This is a genomic window from Sphingobium sp. OAS761, assembly GCF_024168485.1.
GTDB lineage: Bacteria > Pseudomonadota > Alphaproteobacteria > Sphingomonadales > Sphingomonadaceae > Sphingobium.
This window is the reverse complement of record NZ_JALJVY010000004.1, coordinates 102338-118346: the sequence shown is the minus strand read 5'-3', so window position 1 is coordinate 118346 and position 16009 is coordinate 102338. Positions and strand designations below refer to the sequence as shown.

The 16009-nt window shown below is 61.5% G+C and carries 16 protein-coding genes; 9 read left to right on the top strand and 7 right to left on the bottom strand.

The genetic code is table 11. The features are described 5' to 3' along the window. Positions 1 to 236 precede the first annotated feature (236 nt). The 7 genes from kdpF (at position 237) to J3E64_RS06775 (ending at position 7625) form a co-directional block, all read left to right on the top strand. Positions 237 to 326 carry a K(+)-transporting ATPase subunit F gene (gene kdpF, locus J3E64_RS06805; RefSeq protein ID WP_253341324.1) on the top strand — a complete coding sequence of 30 codons (90 nt, stop codon included), beginning with the start codon at positions 237 to 239 and terminating at the stop codon, positions 324 to 326. Positions 327 to 341: 15 nt separating this feature from the next. Then, the gene (kdpA, locus tag J3E64_RS06800) at positions 342 to 2045 is read left to right on the top strand and encodes a potassium-transporting ATPase subunit KdpA (protein WP_253341322.1); all 1704 of its coding nucleotides are present in this window, start codon (positions 342 to 344) and stop codon (positions 2043 to 2045) included. 11 nt (positions 2046 to 2056) lie between these two features. Continuing rightward, complete coding sequence (gene kdpB, locus J3E64_RS06795; protein ID WP_253341320.1) at positions 2057 to 4084, top strand: potassium-transporting ATPase subunit KdpB; 2028 nt, start codon at positions 2057 to 2059, stop codon at positions 4082 to 4084. A 9-nt stretch (positions 4085 to 4093) separates the two neighbouring features. Then, positions 4094 to 4681 carry a potassium-transporting ATPase subunit KdpC gene (gene kdpC, locus J3E64_RS06790; protein WP_253341318.1) on the top strand — a complete coding sequence of 196 codons (588 nt, stop codon included), beginning with the start codon at positions 4094 to 4096 and terminating at the stop codon, positions 4679 to 4681. Positions 4682 to 4690: 9 nt separating this feature from the next. Further along, the gene (locus J3E64_RS06785) at positions 4691 to 5398 is read left to right on the top strand and encodes a response regulator (protein ID WP_253341316.1); all 708 of its coding nucleotides are present in this window, start codon (positions 4691 to 4693) and stop codon (positions 5396 to 5398) included. Positions 5399 to 5727: 329 nt separating this feature from the next. Next, a complete protein-coding gene (locus J3E64_RS06780; protein WP_253341314.1) occupies positions 5728 to 6996 on the top strand; it encodes a site-specific integrase in 1269 nt (422 codons plus the stop codon). A gap of 140 nt (positions 6997 to 7136) precedes the next feature. Continuing rightward, positions 7137 to 7625, top strand: a complete 489-nt coding sequence (locus J3E64_RS06775; protein WP_253341306.1) for a DUF6088 family protein — start codon at positions 7137 to 7139, stop codon at positions 7623 to 7625. Here J3E64_RS06775 and J3E64_RS06770 read toward each other — a convergent pair. Together J3E64_RS06770 and J3E64_RS06765 are read right to left on the bottom strand one after the other, a co-directional pair. After that, entirely contained in the window at positions 7610 to 7984 is a 375-nt protein-coding gene (locus J3E64_RS06770) for a DUF5615 family PIN-like protein (protein WP_253341304.1), read from the bottom strand. The genes J3E64_RS06775 and J3E64_RS06770 overlap by 16 nt on opposite strands. Continuing rightward, a complete protein-coding gene (locus tag J3E64_RS06765) occupies positions 7981 to 8568 on the bottom strand; it encodes a DUF433 domain-containing protein (RefSeq protein ID WP_253341302.1) in 588 nt (195 codons plus the stop codon). The genes J3E64_RS06770 and J3E64_RS06765 overlap by 4 nt, the downstream gene beginning before the upstream one ends. 195 nt (positions 8569 to 8763) lie before the next feature. Here J3E64_RS06765 and J3E64_RS06760 point away from each other — a divergent pair, with 195 nt between their 5' ends. After that, positions 8764 to 9264: a hypothetical protein gene (locus J3E64_RS06760; protein WP_253341300.1), complete on the top strand. Its 501-nt coding sequence runs from the start codon at positions 8764 to 8766 to the stop codon at positions 9262 to 9264. A 100-nt stretch (positions 9265 to 9364) separates the two neighbouring features. On the opposite strand, the gene J3E64_RS06755 is transcribed toward J3E64_RS06760, so the two are convergent. From J3E64_RS06755 to J3E64_RS06735, 5 genes are read right to left on the bottom strand one after another with little or no spacing between them, the layout of a single operon-like run. Next, the gene (locus tag J3E64_RS06755) at positions 9365 to 11209 is read right to left on the bottom strand and encodes a hypothetical protein (protein ID WP_253341298.1); all 1845 of its coding nucleotides are present in this window, start codon (positions 11207 to 11209) and stop codon (positions 9365 to 9367) included. 49 nt (positions 11210 to 11258) lie between these two features. Then, complete coding sequence (locus tag J3E64_RS06750; protein WP_253341296.1) at positions 11259 to 13070, bottom strand: hypothetical protein; 1812 nt, start codon at positions 13068 to 13070, stop codon at positions 11259 to 11261. Continuing rightward, complete coding sequence (locus J3E64_RS06745; RefSeq protein WP_253341294.1) at positions 13067 to 14827, bottom strand: hypothetical protein; 1761 nt, start codon at positions 14825 to 14827, stop codon at positions 13067 to 13069. The genes J3E64_RS06750 and J3E64_RS06745 overlap by 4 nt, the downstream gene beginning before the upstream one ends. A 33-nt stretch (positions 14828 to 14860) precedes the next feature. Then, on the bottom strand, positions 14861 to 15103 hold the full coding sequence (locus tag J3E64_RS06740; RefSeq protein ID WP_253341292.1) for a DUF2188 domain-containing protein: 243 nt from the start codon (positions 15101 to 15103) through the stop codon (positions 14861 to 14863). After that, positions 15100 to 15390, bottom strand: a complete 291-nt coding sequence (locus J3E64_RS06735) for a hypothetical protein (protein ID WP_253341290.1) — start codon at positions 15388 to 15390, stop codon at positions 15100 to 15102. Before J3E64_RS06735 ends, J3E64_RS06740 begins: the two co-directional genes overlap by 4 nt. Before the next feature lie 39 nt (positions 15391 to 15429). On the opposite strand from J3E64_RS06735, the gene J3E64_RS06730 reads away from it, so the two are divergent. Next, on the top strand, positions 15430 to 15939 hold the full coding sequence (locus J3E64_RS06730; RefSeq protein ID WP_253341288.1) for an RNA polymerase sigma factor: 510 nt from the start codon (positions 15430 to 15432) through the stop codon (positions 15937 to 15939). Positions 15940 to 16009 lie beyond the last annotated feature (70 nt).

Genomic DNA, 16009 nt, shown 5'->3' with positions numbered 1-16009 from the left:
GCCGACAGATCGGACGCCAAACATTGAACTTCGACTTAATGCCGATTTAATGCCGGTGCCGGTTTTCGCCCGCGAAAATTAATGCGGGTCGCTCCTATCTGCTGCGGGACGGTCCAATTCAGGAACGTCGCCTGTGCAAGGATGCACCATGTCCGATCTCCTCTGGCTCGGCCTCATCTTAGGTCTCGTAGGGCTCACTCTCGCTTACGCACGGCTGTGCGAGGGAGCCTGACGCCATGCCCTCATCGTTGCTCATCGCCGGCCCGGTCGTGGTCGCCCTGCTTGTCTATCTCGTGGTCGCCCTGTTGCGGCCCGAGCGCTTCTGATCGAAGGCATCTCCTATGACCTATCAAGGCTGGGCACTGATCCTGCTGTTCGTCGCCATGACCACCGCACTGGCGAAGCCGATGGGCATGTGGCTCTTCGCGCTTTACGAGGGGCGCACGACGCCGTTGCACCGTGTCCTCGGGCCGGTCGAGCACGGTTTCTACCGACTGGCCGGCATCGATCCCGACGAGGAACAGGGATGGCGACGCTACGCCGTCCACATGCTCCTGTTCAACGTGGCTCTACTTCTGCTGACGTACCTGGTACTGCGATTGCAGGGCGTACTACCGCTCAATTCGCGCGAATTTTCGGGGATGAATGCCGACGGGGCGTTCAACACCGCCGTCAGCTTCACGACCAACACCAACTGGCAGTGGTATTCCGGCGAGGCGACGCTTTCGAACCTCAGCCAGATGCTGGGCCTTGCCATTCACAACTTCCTGTCGTCGGCCACGGGTATCGCCATCGCCTTTGCGCTCTTCCGGGGATTCGCTCGCAAAGAGGTGAAAGGCGTCGGCAATTTTTGGGCCGACATGACCCGCGTGACGCTCTATCTGCTGCTGCCGATTTGTGCGGTCTATGCGATCTTCCTGATCGCCAGCGGCGTGCCTCAGACCCTGGCTGCATCGGTCGATGCCACAACCCTGGAAGGCGCACGCCAGACGATCGCGCTGGGGCCGGTCGCCAGCCAGGAAGCCATCAAGATGCTGGGCACCAACGGCGGCGGCTTCTTCAACGCCAATAGCGCGCATCCGTTCGAGAACCCGACCGCGCTCACCAACTTCGTCCAGATGCTTTCGATCTTCGCGATCGGCGTCGGCCTCACTTGGTGCTTCGGCAAGGCGGTCGGCGACACGCGGCAGGGCTGGACCATTCTGGCGGCCATGCTGTTTTTGTTCCTCCTGGGCACAGCCTTCACCTACTGGCAGGAGGCGGCGGGCAATCCGCTTCTTCATGGCCTCGGCACGACCGGCGGCAACATGGAGGGCAAGGAAACGCGCTTCGGCATCGCCGCCTCCGCGCTTTTCGCGGTCATCACCACGGCCGCGTCCTGCGGGGCGGTAAACGCCATGCACGACAGCTTCATGCCGCTGGGCGGAATGGTGCCGCTGTTCAACATGCAGCTTGGCGAAGTTATCGTCGGCGGCGTCGGCGCGGGCATTTACGGCTTTCTGCTGTTCGCCATCCTCGCGGTTTTCGTCGCAGGCCTGATGGTCGGCCGCACGCCCGAATATGTCGGCAAGAAGATCGAAGCGCGCGAAGTCAAGCTCGCAATCCTGGCGATCGCCGTCCCGCCCCTTGTCATCCTAGGCATGACCGCGCTGGCAAGCGTACTGCCGGCAGGGCTTGCGGGTCCGCTCAACAAGGGACCGCACGGCTTCTCGGAAATACTCTATGCCTTCACGTCGGGAGCGGGAAACAATGGATCCGCCTTCGCCGGCCTGACGGCGGGGACGCCCTTCTACAACGGACTGATCGGTATCGCGATGTGGCTGGGTCGCTTCTTCGTGATCGTGCCGGTGTTGGCGATCGCCGGCAGCCTGGCTGCCAAGCGCTACACGCCCGCCACCAGCGGCTCGTTCCCGACCACGGGCGGTCTGTGGATCGGCCTGCTTGTCGGCATAATCCTCATCCTCGGCGGGCTGACCTTCCTGCCTAGCCTGGCTCTTGGTCCGATCGCCGATCACCTGGCGATGGTCCAGGGCAAGCTCTTCTAAGGGACGCAATCATGGCTTCCACTTCCATGTTCAGCGCCGCGCTGGTGCTTCAAGCGGGCCGCGACGCCTTCCGCAAACTCAATCCGTGCGAGCTGATCCGCAATCCGGTCATGTTCGTGACCGCCTGCGTCGCATTGCTGCTCACCCTGCTGCTCATCCTCGGCGAGCCCGGTCTGTCGATCGGGTTCCAGGTCCAGCTGGTCATCTGGCTGTGGCTGACGGTTCTGTTCGGGACTTTCGCGGAAGCCTTGGCAGAGGGGCGCGGACGCGCACAGGCTGCCTCCCTCCGGGCGACCAAGGCGGAGCTTAAGGCGAAGCTGATGTTGGGCGTGGGCGACACCTATGAGATCGTGCCGGCCAGCAGGTTGGAGAAAGGCGAAATCGTCCTGGTCGAGACGGGCGATCTCATCCCTGCCGATGGTGAGGTGATGGAGGGTGTCGCATCGGTTAACGAGGCCGCCATCACCGGCGAGAGTGCGCCCGTCATCCGCGAGGCCGGCGGTGATCGCTCGGCCGTGACCGCAGGCACGCGCGTGATCTCCGACCGGATCAAGGTGCGGGTGACGGCAGAACCGGGCCAGGGCTTCCTGGACAGGATGATCGCACTGGTCGAAGGCGCGGAACGCCGCAAGACGCCCAACGAAGTGGCCCTGACTATCTTGTTGGTGGGTCTCACTATCATCTTCCTCATCGCTGTCGCGACCATCCCCGGCTTCGCGGCCTACGCAGGCGGTTCGGTGCCGGTCGCCCTGTTGGCCGCGCTGCTCATCACGCTCATTCCCACCACGATCGCCGCACTGCTGTCCGCCATCGGCATTGCCGGAATGGACCGGCTGGTCCGTTTTAACGTCCTCGCCAAGTCCGGTCGCGCGGTCGAGGCAGCGGGCGATGTCGACGTGCTCCTGCTCGACAAGACAGGCACGATCACCATCGGCGACCGCCAGGCGAGCGAGTTCAAGCCGCTCACAGGAGTGGATATCGACACGCTGGCGGAGGCTGCGTTGCTATCCAGCCTGGCCGACGAAACGCCGGAGGGCCGTTCGATCGTCACACTAGCGCGCGAGCACCATGCGCTCAGGGTTGATACGTTGCCGGTCGGGTCCGACGTCATCGCCTTTTCAGCACAGACACGCCTTTCCGGCGTTCGCGTCTCCGGAACCCTCATCCAAAAAGGAGCGGTGGATTCGGTGCTCCGCGCTGGTGGTGAAACAGCCGATGGTCCTGCTGCCGAGGAACTGCGCCGTATCACCGACGAGATCGCGCGGTCCGGCGGCACGCCGCTGGCGGTGGTTCGGGATGGCCGGCTGTTGGGCGCTATCCATCTCAAGGACGTGGTTAAGGCGGGCGTCCGCGACCGCTTCGGCGAACTGCGCAAGATGGGCATCCGCACCGTGATGATAACGGGCGACAATCCGCTCACCGCTGCCGCCATCGCGGCCGAGGCCGGGGTGGACGATTTTCTCGCCCAGGCGACGCCAGAGGACAAGCTCGCACTGATCCGCCGGGAACAGGCCGAGGGCCGACTCGTCGCCATGTGCGGTGACGGCACCAACGATGCTCCAGCGCTTGCCCAGGCCGATGTCGGCGTGGCGATGAACACCGGCACCCAGGCAGCACGCGAAGCCGGAAACATGGTCGATCTCGACAGCGACCCGACCAAGCTGATCGAGATAGTCGGCCTCGGCAAGCAGCTCCTGATGACGCGCGGCGCGCTGACGACGTTCTCCGTCGCCAACGACCTCGCCAAATATTTCGCGATCATCCCTGCCATATTCGTCGCGCTTTATCCGGGCCTCGGCGTGCTCAACGTCATGGGGCTCGGCACGCCCGAAAGCGCAGTGCTGTCGGCGATCATTTTTAATGCGATCATCATTCCGCTTCTCGTTCCGCTGGCTCTTAAGGGTGTCCGCTATCGCCCAATGCCGGCCGGGCCGCTGCTGGCCCGCAATCTTGCGGTTTATGGTTTGGGCGGGCTCGTCGCGCCATTTGTGGGGATCAAGCTGATCGATCTAGCCGTCACCGGCTTCAACCTTGCCTAAGGATATCCCATGCTGACCGACCTCAAGACCGCCCTGCGGCCCGCAATCGTGCTTTCCGGCTTGTTCGCCGCGCTCCTGGGCATCGCTTACCCGCTCGCTCTGACAGGCTTGGGGCAGCTCCTCTTTCCGCATCAGGCGAACGGCAGCCTGATCCGAGACGGCGGCCGTGTGATCGGCTCCGAATTGATCGGCCAGAAATTCACCAGCGATGCCTACTTTCACGGACGCCCCTCCGCCGCCGGCGCGGATGGCTACGACGCTTCGGCTTCGGCCGGTTCCAACCTGGGTCCGGCAAGCAAGGCGCTGGTCGAACGGGTCAAAGCCGACATGAACGCCATGGCGGCTACAGGGCAGGGACGCGCCGTACCTGTCGATCTCGTGACGACCTCTGGCTCGGGCCTGGACCCGGATATCAGTCCCGAAGCGGCATTCTATCAGGTCGATCGCATCGCCAGGGCGCGCGGGTTGCCGAAGGACGTTGTGCGCGATCTGGTCAAATCGGAGCAAGACAATCCATTACTGGATTTCCTCGGCGAACCTCGCGTAAATGTGCTGGCCCTGAACCGCGCTCTCGACCGCATGGCGCCAGTCCGCTAATCATTTGCCATGGCGCAGAGCGCAAAGATACTGGTGATCGAGGACGAAGCACATATCCGCCGCCTGTTGCGTGCCGCGCTCCAGCGCGCCGGTCACACGGTATCGGAGGCAGCGACCGCGCGCGAGGGCCTGTCGCTGGCGGACATCGAAAAGCCAGAGATCGTTCTGCTTGATCTCGGTTTGCCGGATCGCGACGGGATGGAACTGATCCAGCCGCTCAAGCAGCGTTCCGGGGCAACCGTGGTGGTGGTTTCCGCCCGGGAGGATACATCTGAAAAAGTGGCCGCCCTCGATCTCAGCGCGGACGATTATATGACCAAGCCGTTCGATACGGAAGAGGTTCTAGCCCGTGTCCGAACCGCGCTCCGGCACCGGATATCGGGAAACGGCGAGGATCACCCGATCGAAACAGGCGGCGTTTGTATCGATCTCGCACATCGCCGCGTAACCAGGGACGGAGAGGAGGTCCATCTCACTCCCAAGGAATATGGCATCCTGGCCGAACTGGCACGCAGGCCCGACCGCGTGATTGGCCACACCCAACTTCTCCGCGCCGTGTGGGGACCGGCGCATGAGGATCGGGTGGATTATCTTCGTATAGTGGTTCGCGGCCTGCGGCAGAAGCTGGAGCGAGATGCAGCCCGCCCCAAGCTGATCCTCAACGAATTGGCGGTCGGCTATCGCTTGCATATTCGACCGTCAGACAACGGGCTCTAGGCCTGCCACATAGTGCGACGACCTATCGTCTCGGCCCAAGTTCCAGGCCGTGCAAGTTATTGGTCTAATGTAGGAAAAATGGTGGACGCACTAGGGCTCGAACCTAGGACCCGCTGATTAAGAGCGCCAATTTGCCACTTTTCTGGAGTTGGATCGAGTGCGCTCCAGTGGGATAAGTGCTTAAGTTGCAACTAGAAAAAGTGAATCTACTTTGCTAGAGCTTGCTTGGCTTGGCGTAATCTTGATCCCAAAAAGTTACGCCTCGCTTACGCAGAGGGAGCAGCTGATGCGCTCCCGACGCTGGAACGTTTTGGCGAAAGCGAGCGGCGATGGCGCAAGGAAAGATTTCAAAACGGGCGGTGGATGAGGCAACCGCAAATCCGAAGCGCGACACGTTTATCTGGGATAGTGTGCTGAAGGGGTTTGGCCTGCGGGTCACGAAGTCTGGCGTGAAGTCCTATGTGATCCAGTATCGCGTTGATGGCGGCCCAACTCGCCGCACGACGATCGGTATGCACGGCAGTCCGTGGACCCCAGGAGAAGCCCGCGCTTTTGCTGAAGAATTCTTATATCGGGTCAAACAGGGATGCGATCCGGTTCAGGAGAAAGTGGAAGCGAAGAAGGCGGCCGAGGAATTAGCCTTCGATGCGTATGTCGATCGGTTCGATGAACTTTACCTCAAGACCCACTGGAAGGGCACCAGACAGCGCACGGAAAGCATTCTGCGGCAAGTGAAGCCGCACTTTAAAAATCGGCCGCTGACCGCCATTCGTCGCAAGGATGTTTCCGAGCTGCTCGATGGCTATGTCGATCGACCGGCGCAGCGGAAGCTCATCCACTCCGTGCTGCGCAAGCTGTTCAATTGGGCGGTGGACGAAGGCGATTTGGAAGTCTCGCCTATCGCTGGAATGAAGGCGCCCAAGGCGGTTCCGTCCCGCAAGCGTGTGCTGTCGCCCGAAGAACTGGTCTGCCTTTGGCTCGCTTCGGGCGAGCTCAGCGACATCTTCCGTCCGATCGTGCGGCTGCTTATCCTGACTCTGCAACGCCGTGATGAAGTTGCCTCGCTCAACTGGTCCGAGCTCGACCTTGAGAATGCTATCTGGGAATTGCCAGCAGAGCGAGCCAAAAATGGTGAAGAACACCGCGTGCCACTCAGCCAGCTTGCTGTGGCGGAACTCGATCGCCTCAAAGGAAAGCGGTCGGGGATTGTGTTCACAACGACTGGCATCACCGCAGCGTCGGGCTTTTCGAAGAGCAAGCGCGCGCTGGACAAGCGCATGCTCGAGATCATGCGCGAGCGGGCGGAGAAGCGAGGCGAGGATCCCGACGAGGTGATCTTCACGCCCTGGCGCTATCATGACTTGCGGCGGACGGGTGCGACCAACCTTCAGGCACTTGGCGTTCCAGTCGAGGTGACCGAAGCTGTGCTCAATCACATCAGCGGGACGCGCGGCGGGATCGCAGGCGTCTATAATCGCTTCCGGTACGAGGCGGAAAAACAGAAAGCGCTCGAAACCTGGTGCGCGCAACTGCAGCACATGATCGCTGCAAGAACTTCGATCGAGAATGTTGTGCCATTCGTTCGTTATGCTGCGTGACCGTCCCTGCGCTAAAGCCACAGCTTAAATGGCGGGAGCGCCGAATGAAGCTGTACCTTTATAAAGCGGCAACCGCCGCCCCCCGATTGCGTAGAATGAGTGACTAGTGACCTTGGTGCGAATTGGAGCGTCTAGCGAACATGAATGCTAATGCGTCACTTTCGATTGAGACGCGCATCGCGCGGCGCATTGCGCGCTCGCCGCGCAACGTGTTCATCCGTTCAGATTTTACAAAGCTGGGCAGCTACGACAGCGTAGGTCGCGCGCTTCGCCAATTGATGAACAATGGGCAGCTAGTGCGGATTGGCTACGGTCTTTATGCCAAGGCCGAACGATCGCCATTTTCGGGCGAGCCCGTGCCGATCGTGGGCATCAGGCGGCTTGCCACCGAGGCGCTGGCTCGGCTGGGAAAATCGACAAGCGCGTCAACGCTTGACGCCGCATATGTTGGCGGCCGATCGGCTCAGGTGCCGACCGGTCGGACGGTCGCCGTAACGGATCGCGTGCGCCGCCGCATCGGGTATGGCGGTAACTATGTCGTTTTCGAACGTCGTATGGGCGGCGATGGCGTCGGTCTGAACGGAGTGCGGCGAGGTCAGGCGGAGGGGAGCCGTCAGGGCAGTGAATAGAGCTGCAAAGTCCCGGCAACATCGATTTCGAGGACGTGATTGACCATGACGTCGGAGCCGACGCCAAGCGTGTCCAAATGTGCGACGGCCGCCAATAGAAGCGTAAACGACGCGTCACGAGTGACGTTCGGCAATATGATGAGGCCGGGGTGAATCTCCTCTCGCGCGACCAGTTTACGGAAATCGATCGCGTTTTCGGTGACGATAATGCGATCCTCTGCAAGACAGCGAGCAAGCACCTCATCGTCGCGTTCGCCCAGGCGGCCATAGTCGCGCGGATGTAGCGCGTCATGCTCGCCCGACTCGTTGAGGAGCCGGGCGAGCGAAGGCGATAGGCATTCATCGATGAAGAGCTTCAAGCCGCCTTCTTCCACGGCCGGCCAGCGGGGCGGCCGACCAGCGGGTGGCTCCGCGCATAGAGCGCTGCCGTTTCGATAGCGTCCCGGCTGAGATCGGGATAATCCTCGAGGATCGCGTCAATGCTCTCGCCGCCATCAAGCCGTCCCTGAATGGCATAAACGGTCAGCCGCGTTCCCTTGATGACCGGCGTTCCGCCCAGAATGTCAGGATTTTCCTCGACATATTCCTGGCGAGCACGCGCGTAACGAACGGCGCGTTCCGCAAGGTCGCGATTCACCAGGCGGGCGACGTCAACGGATACAGCCGGCGCGATCTCGAGCGGTTCGACTGTCATGTTACCGGGCGAGCGCGCTGCGAGTACGCGCGCGAGCTTCCGCTTGTCGCCCCGGGTCAGAGTTAGCGATAGACGTCCGACGATGGCCGCATAGGGAACAGCGTGAAGCGGTAGCATCCGGCGCTTCTTGCCACGCCAGACAACGTGGCGGATGCCTGTCAGCACATTTTCCTCCACCGCCTTGTCAATAGCGCGCACGGGAACATTCGCCAACTCGGCGACCTCACGCGTCGTGAACACATCGACCATAAAATATCTCCCTAGCTAGGGAGCTATATACGGGCATCCGCTTTCAGATTCAAGTTTGCTAGGGGAAGCGCTCGCGTCGTTGATGCATGGGTGGCGAAATGTGCCGTCTACTGCGCCCGTTCATGCTCATATTTCGGCTGGGTGGGAACCTCATGAATCAAGACCGGCGCACCCACATTTTCAGGCGGGCGATCCATGGATGAAAGCGAGCTGGGTTCCTGGGTTGGATCGTACAGCGATCTCGACCATGGCGATCAGTATGCGGCGGCACAACTCGTCGTTGAGGGCGGCGCCGTCATTGGCACCCGCGAACAGATCGCATTGCGACTGGCGAATGTGCGCGTGCTCGCTTTGCTGCGCGAGGGCCCGGCGGGCCGCATCGTCGGCGCCGCTTCATTGAAGCAACCGAACGCCGGGTATCGATCCCGCACGTTCGCCAAGGCAGGGTTTCCGATCGCTGGTTTCGAAGATGCGCCCGAATTGGGCTATGTCGTCGTCGCCAGCAGGATGCGGGGAAGGGGACTTTCTGATCGCCTTGTCGGCCTGATTGTGACGCAAATCCGCGAACGCGCATTCGCCACAACGGATAACCCAATCATGAAAGCCAACTTGTCGAGAGTTGGCTTTCTAAGAGCCGGCGCTGAGTGGACCGGTCAGAAGGCTATGCTATCGCTTTGGACGTTCACGCCGCCCTAATATGAGTGGGCCGTCCGCAATTTTGGGGATGCGCAGACGCAGCGCGGTTCTAGAGCTTCACAATTCCAGTATTAGCGGGCGTCATCATGCAGAATGCGGGCTAGCGGCTAGCCCCCAAGTGATGTCGCAGCTCTTCCTCATGATCGAGCAACGGCGCGATGCACAATCGGTACATGAACCAACACGCATAGATGGTGTCCGCCCGGCCAAAGAATCCGTGCGTCAGCAGGCCATGGGCAAGGCGGTGGCGGAGCGCAGGTCCTTCCTGCCTGTCGAACAGATTCTCAATTTCGAAGATCGTTGCTTCACCGAGAAGCGACTCGAGCGGAGTACGATAGGGACCTTGTGGGTTCAACAACACGCTCAACGTCGCGCTCGATTGCGTCTGATCCGCTCGAAAGCGTGTGATATCCGTATCGGCATGAACGAGAACATGTCGCAGTAACGGCTCCAGCTGCAATAGGAGCAAGTGGGCGGCCTCGATGAAGTCGGCATTGAAGAAATGGGTGAAACCGCGTCCAAAGAACAGTTCATGTCCAGGCGGCACGAGGGGACTGGCAGATGCCAGTCGGATCAGCGTGCGCTCGTCGGGTTGATGATCGAGCACGATCTGCATACGGCCCGGTTCGATCTGGCCGGCGACCGTGACCGCGCGACGTATCTCCTCGTGCTGGATGATCTTGAAGCGCAGATTACCCTCGTCGGGTTGGCCCGCGAAATCGATCGCGGGGAGCCGCGATGCCACTTTAAATTTTGGGTCGAAGATGAGCGGCGCAAAAAGTCCGGCGAGCGGTGTGCTGGCGAAGGATTTCGCCGCTTCGGCGTACAGATCAGGAACGAAAGGCGAGCGGGAGAGGTCGCAATAGGCGAGCAGTGCACCGCATAGATCGAGCCCTTCCAAATGATCCCGTGTGCTATCGACCAGCTCGCCGCCTTCGATCTTGGTCGACACCGGCATCATGAATTCGCCGATGCGACCTTGCGCGCGGATTAGGCGCGCCTGGAGTTCTGCGCGCCGCTCATTGGTTCCTCGAATTTGCCGGAGTGTCGCGATCGCCAGTTCGAGCCAATGTACTTCCTGGAAGGGCGCTTTGGTCATCCGATCGGCGATTTGCACCTGCCGTTCCGCGAGCGCGATCAGCACGCGGTCAACTTCTGCCTTGCGGCCAGCGCGTTGATAGGCGCGCGCCGAATGCTCAAGCAGGCCAATTTGCACATGCTCACCATCGAAGTCGGCATCTTTCGACGCCAGCTTTTCCGCCGCACGAGCGAGAAATAGCGGCTTGGCGAGGCCGAAATTCAACGCAAGTTCGGCGGCACCCAGATACCCCCGCCCGTCACCGCGACGGCGGGCTTGATCACGGACACGTTTGGCCAGCGCAATGTGGCTCGGTGGTTGATCCTTACCTCCAAGCTGGCGCTGGATGACGCAAACGCGAGCGAGGAGGTCTAGTGCACGGTCCGTGCTGGCATTGTAACGATCTCCACGCATATGTCCGCGACGCTGGACCAGGCGTTGGATGCATTCGAGATAGGCGTCGATCGCGACGCGGGCCGCGTCGGCACGCTTGGCGAGCACCCAAGCCAGATCGGCGAGGCGAGCCCTTAGCGCCGGCTGCTCCAGCGAAGGTGCCAGGTCGCCAAACGTTTCGGCCTGCGGGCCGCGATAGGCTTCCGGCCGAGCGCTCGAACCATGGGCCATCTCGATGAGCGGCGCAAAAGGCTGCAGCGGGTCGGCGGGCCGCAGAATGAGCGAGCTCGCCCCCGCCAGGACATCCAACGCCGCCGCACGTTCGCTTTCCTGGGCCTCCATCGCAATGTCGCGCGCCTTGGCGAAAACGGTCCAGAAATCCGAGCAGTCGACCGAGCGCAGTTTTGCAAGCAGGCTGTCCGGCGATGCCTCAAGCAAGGCCTGCAAGGCTACGGGCGCGCTCGGCACGTTCATGCGTGCCGCCTCCGTCCGCCCGGGCCAAGTCCGTCTCGATCCTCGATCATCATAGGGCTTTTCTCGTGCGCCGCGGCCGGGGCTTCGTCTGTCCCGCACGGGAAGCCCGATTCCGGGTGCGGCGTTGCGCGGCGGCCTTGGCGGACTTCGCAGCACCGGCATTGCGTAGCTGCTGCAGGACGCCAAGCCAGAGGTCTGGGGGCAGCGGCAAGCGATAGTGCCGACAAGCCAGCGCGAGGATGGGCCAATGCCCAAGACGAATCGCGGATAGTTGCTGGAAGGGCGACGAGGCGGAGCACTCATCTTCGAGAATGCTCACCAATTTAGTTCCATCGGCCGTGATCGGCAGACTGCCGAGCGAGAGGCCATGATGGGTGTTGCCGACATAGAGTCGCTCTTCGGTGTCCTCGCCTGCGATCCACAGCTGCGCGTTGCAATGGGCCAGATATTTGGAGAAAAAATCGGCGAGGTGGGTTGCTCCCTGTACGGCCCCCGTCGAGGAGGCCCAAAGCGAGAGCAGTGGCATGAGCGTGCTGCCTTTGGTTTGCGCCTTACGAAACTCATCTGTGCGCTCGCGGGGATGTTCGACCAAGGTCCGATAGTCGCTGTGAATTGTTGGGTAGCGACCATGCGTTCGGTAGGCGACGCTAATCCTTTCGATAAGCGCTTCGGCATAATTCTGCGCGGCAGGCTTCCACGTTTCCATCATCGTGAGGAATAAGAGCGCCACACTGATATCAACGACCTGTTCGTCGGTGATGGGCGCGAGCAGGACCGGATTATTGCGGATCATATGAACGATCTGCTGCGCCAAGGCGTGCGCTTCGGGCGAGTCCCAATCGGGTCGCACCTCCGGCAACATGGCCTTGCCCCCTTGCAACCATAGGTACCAGAGACCTCGCATGGCGACGCGTCCCAGGGTCTCGAAAAGCTTGAGATTGACGTCGGCAGATGAGGCCGAATCTACGGCGACGGACAGACCATGGCGGACCTCGGCAAAGGTCAGCATTTTCTTGCCGACGAGTGTGTCCCAGATGATGAAATGGAGGTTGGTCAGGTCGCCATAAGCGGACCCGATCTCGGCACTTGCCTTGCTTGTCTTGGCGATGTCCTCGCGCACGAGCTGCCAAGCATGCAGCAAGGCGCGTTCGCTGGCCCTATAGGGCGCTTCGATGTTGCCGGTGTCGCGAGCCCAGGCAAAGAACACCCAAAGACAGATGTAGAGCTGGCGTAAAATGGTCGCACGCTGGCGCGGCGTTGTCTCGCTCGTCGCACAGAGGCTCTCGATCAGCGCGGCAAAATGGGTAAAGGCGACCTCAGGCTCGTCGACCATGGCGACCGCCTTCTGAAAGCGGGCGCGCAATTCGGGGCGAACAAGTTGTTCGCGCAATACGCCTTCGACGAGAAGTCCTGCGAGATAGTCGCCATTCCATTCTTCGAACGAAAGCCCGTCGCGCGACAGCCCATTGGTGAACTGGGTGACATTGTCACGCACCGCTTCGTGGACATCGCCGCCGAAACACAGGCAGATCACGATCTCCAGCTTGCGGTGGGCCTTGGCGACGCGCGTGGGAATGTAGACATCGATGATATCGTTGATCGAGCTGCGCAGCGCTTGCGGCGTACCGTCCCAATCGGCACGTGTGAGATCGCCTTGTTTGATCGAGAAGAGATAGAGTTTGCGCTGGCCGGTCTCGCTCGGCGGGCTGATTGCTGCAACGTCCACACCGTATTGCCGTGTGCCGATCGATGGCCGCGAAATCACCGTATAGCCGAGTTCGCTCAGCAGGTCCGGAAGGACCGCGTCGAGCTCACGGCGTTCGCGCAACGAAGCGAGGTATTGGCGAAAGACCAGTTTCATGACGGGCGCGGTTCTCCGCGAAAGTGAAGCAGCATCATTTGAAGCCCGCCTGGATCGACAATGTCGACGCGCGGCATCTCGAAAGAATGGCTGATGCTCGCCATTGGCGTCTCGATGCGGCGCCTGTCGTCCGTACCGCGATCCTCAAACCAGGAGACGGCTCGCGTGCCGTACAGGATCAGCGACTCCGTGGCGATCGACGCCAAGACGGATTTCTGCCGGGCGGCGCGATATGCCTCCGCCATGCTGTCGGCGTGGCGTTGCCATTCAAGCCTTCGTTCACGCTCCGACGGATGGAGTTCTGGCACATTGCCCACTGATCGCAGGCCTTCGAGATACGCCTCTTGGCCCTCGAGGGCGCGTTGAACCGCCCCACTTGCCGGATCATTTCGGTCCTGCGCGATTGGCTTCAAATAGGTTTCCGCGATCCCGGCATAGTTGATCAAAATGGGATCGATCAGTAAGTTCACGACCTCTTCCGCAGTCTCTGGCGTCGATCGCAACAGCGATACCAAGAGCGACGCCATAAGATTGGGCTTGAGGAAGAAGGTGCCGATCGCCTTGCGGGCGAGATAGGGATAGTCGGCCGGCACAAGGCCGAACCGGGAAAAGTCGACCCGGAACAGAAAGTCGTCAGAACCCGGTCCGAACAGCGCCTCGTCGAGCGCGCTGCAAAGGTCGCGATCCCCGTCCAGCAGCCAGGCCACCACCCAATCATCGAGCGTCTGGCCACCTTTTTCGCGCAGCTTGTAACATAGCGAGTCGAGCTGCTTGAGTTCGATGCGATCGTCATCGCGGCGCAACAGTGGCTCCAGATAGCAGCGGGCGCGCTCTGCGTCGTCACGCTCGATCAGTTTCATCATGGCCATGTCGAGAATTTCGACGGTGCCCTTGTTCTTGCCGTTGATCGCGGCAAGGGCCTCGAGCAGAGTTTCGGTGAGCGCCTCGGTGAGGTGCTCGCCATAGAAGGCAATCGTCCGTGCCGCCGTATCGAGCGTGTGATCTCCCAGCGGCCTCACCGCGAGGCTACCGAGTTCGGCAAGTTTGTTCTGACGGTCCCCCGGCGCGCCGTTCAGCCGGCGAGCCACGGCGGTTATCAGCGCGGCGCGCACGGTATCGCTTGGATTGTGCGCCAGCAGGGCAGCAAAGCCGTCGAGCAGGCGATCCCAATCGGCAGCGTCGGGAAGCGCGATCTGGCCGAGCGCATTGATTGCGCCTTGTTGCTCGGTCTCGGTGCCGCTCCGGAGAAAGTCATAGGCCCGATCGAGAAAAAGATGCCGGTCCACCGCGACCCCGCTTTTGAGCGCGATCGTCAGGAAGCGCTCGGCGTTCGGCACTTTGCGATCAATTAGGGCCAGCAGCTCGGCCGGGCGGGCGGGATCCGACCCGCACCATTTGGCGAACTCCTCAACCGGAAGGCCAGCGGCCAAGTCCTGACCCGCGGCGTCGATCAAGATCTGGACGGTCTGCAGGAGCGCTTCGGCCGACGACTGCAATCGGCTGATGAGGGCGCGGAAGACATTTTGCCCATTAAAGAAGACGGGGCCCTCATAGGGCTGGACCGTCTGCGGCGTTACGAGCGCCAGAAGATCGATGTCGCCGGTATTGTGCAGTTCGGCGAGCGCGAGGATTGTCGGGTGGTTGTCATCGAGCCAGCGTCGACCATAGCTGTTGAAAATCGCGTCGAGCAGCGTGCCGTTCGCCGCATGGCTAAGGATCTCGGCGCGAATTTCGCTCGGATTTTCGTCGTCCGTCACGGCTTCTGCCTTCTTCGACCGGAGATTTGTCAATCAATGCTCGCGATCGCGCGGCGGAAAGGGATCCTTACGCCCGATCGTGTCTTTGCTGCGGATCTGCCCGTCGCGGCCCTTGATCGTCAGGTCGCCGCCGCCAGAATTGAGCAGGCGCTGTTTGCTGGCAGCTGCCGCAGCCGTCTGCGTATCATAGGTGAAGCCGCGGGAAGCGGAGTTGCGCTTGTCGACCCATTTCTGGTCGCTCGCGCGGCGATACACCATGCGGTCATTGTCACTCATAGATCACCTCCTTCGATCTCGATATCGGAATGGATAATGGACGGCTCGACGAAGACGCCGAGCTGGTCGCGCAGCTGGTTGTAGATGTCGGCCCCGTCATCAATGCCGCTCAGCGACAGAACGAAGACGGCGTTGAGCGCCGGCACTTCGTCAGCGCTCGCATAGCCGTAAACATAGTGATCGCGGGTGTAGACGCACGAACCACGGGCGGGGCAAGGAAAAGCGGGCGATCGAGGGAGCGCTTGTCCAATGATCAACCACCCGTGATTGTTGCGAGCCGTTCGCATTATGGCTATGCCTCAAGTCCCGGAATCGAATCGCCCAATATGTTGACCAACGCCGCCTCGCTGACGCGACTACTGATCGACGAACGCCCGTCGCTGCTGCGGCTGGCGCGGCGCATCGTTGGCAGCGAGGCCGTGGCCGAGGATGTGGCGCAGAGCCTGTGGCTCAAAGTGCAGCAGATCGCTGACCATCCACCGATCGCCAACAAACACGCCTATCTGTTCCGCCTGGCGCGCAACCTCGCCGCAGACCATGCCAAGGCGGACCGCCGGCGCGCGGCGCTGTTCGAGGCCGGCCCGCTGCCCGAAGAGTTGGCTGATGGCAGCCCGCTCGCGGAACGGCAGTTGCTGGACCGGGAAGCCCTGCTCCTCGTTGAAGCGGCCGTGGCGGAGCTGTCACCGCGCTGCCGGGAGATACTGCATCTGCGCCGCATCGAGGGATTGCCGGCAAGCGAGATCGCGCTGCGGCTCGGCATCAGCCGCCAGATGGTCACGCGCTACATCGCGCAGGCCATGGAGCATTGCCTCGACCGGCTCGAGCCAGGTGCATGAGGCCATTGCGGCAGGTTTCCAATTCCAGCTTCCGGTCGTCATAGAGAGGAAAGGGGCGCGCCGCCGCATG

Coding starts and splice junctions, on each gene's coding strand:
- J3E64_RS06775 (WP_253341306.1), top strand. CDS start 7,137: ATGAATGCTAATGCGTCACTTTCGATTGAGACGCGCATCGCGCGGCGC.
- J3E64_RS06785 (WP_253341316.1), top strand. CDS start 4,691: ATGGCGCAGAGCGCAAAGATACTGGTGATCGAGGACGAAGCACATATC.
- kdpF (WP_253341324.1), top strand. CDS start 237: ATGCCCTCATCGTTGCTCATCGCCGGCCCGGTCGTGGTCGCCCTGCTT.
- kdpA (WP_253341322.1), top strand. CDS start 342: ATGACCTATCAAGGCTGGGCACTGATCCTGCTGTTCGTCGCCATGACC.
- J3E64_RS06750 (WP_253341296.1), bottom strand. CDS start 13,070: ATGAAACTGGTCTTTCGCCAATACCTCGCTTCGTTGCGCGAACGCCGT.
- J3E64_RS06735 (WP_253341290.1), bottom strand. CDS start 15,390: ATGCGAACGGCTCGCAACAATCACGGGTGGTTGATCATTGGACAAGCG.
- J3E64_RS06780 (WP_253341314.1), top strand. CDS start 5,728: ATGGCGCAAGGAAAGATTTCAAAACGGGCGGTGGATGAGGCAACCGCA.
- J3E64_RS06760 (WP_253341300.1), top strand. CDS start 8,764: ATGGATGAAAGCGAGCTGGGTTCCTGGGTTGGATCGTACAGCGATCTC.
- J3E64_RS06755 (WP_253341298.1), bottom strand. CDS start 11,209: ATGAACGTGCCGAGCGCGCCCGTAGCCTTGCAGGCCTTGCTTGAGGCA.
- J3E64_RS06765 (WP_253341302.1), bottom strand. CDS start 8,568: ATGGTCGATGTGTTCACGACGCGTGAGGTCGCCGAGTTGGCGAATGTT.
- kdpC (WP_253341318.1), top strand. CDS start 4,094: ATGCTGACCGACCTCAAGACCGCCCTGCGGCCCGCAATCGTGCTTTCC.
- J3E64_RS06740 (WP_253341292.1), bottom strand. CDS start 15,103: ATGAGTGACAATGACCGCATGGTGTATCGCCGCGCGAGCGACCAGAAA.
- kdpB (WP_253341320.1), top strand. CDS start 2,057: ATGGCTTCCACTTCCATGTTCAGCGCCGCGCTGGTGCTTCAAGCGGGC.
- J3E64_RS06730 (WP_253341288.1), top strand. CDS start 15,430: ATGTTGACCAACGCCGCCTCGCTGACGCGACTACTGATCGACGAACGC.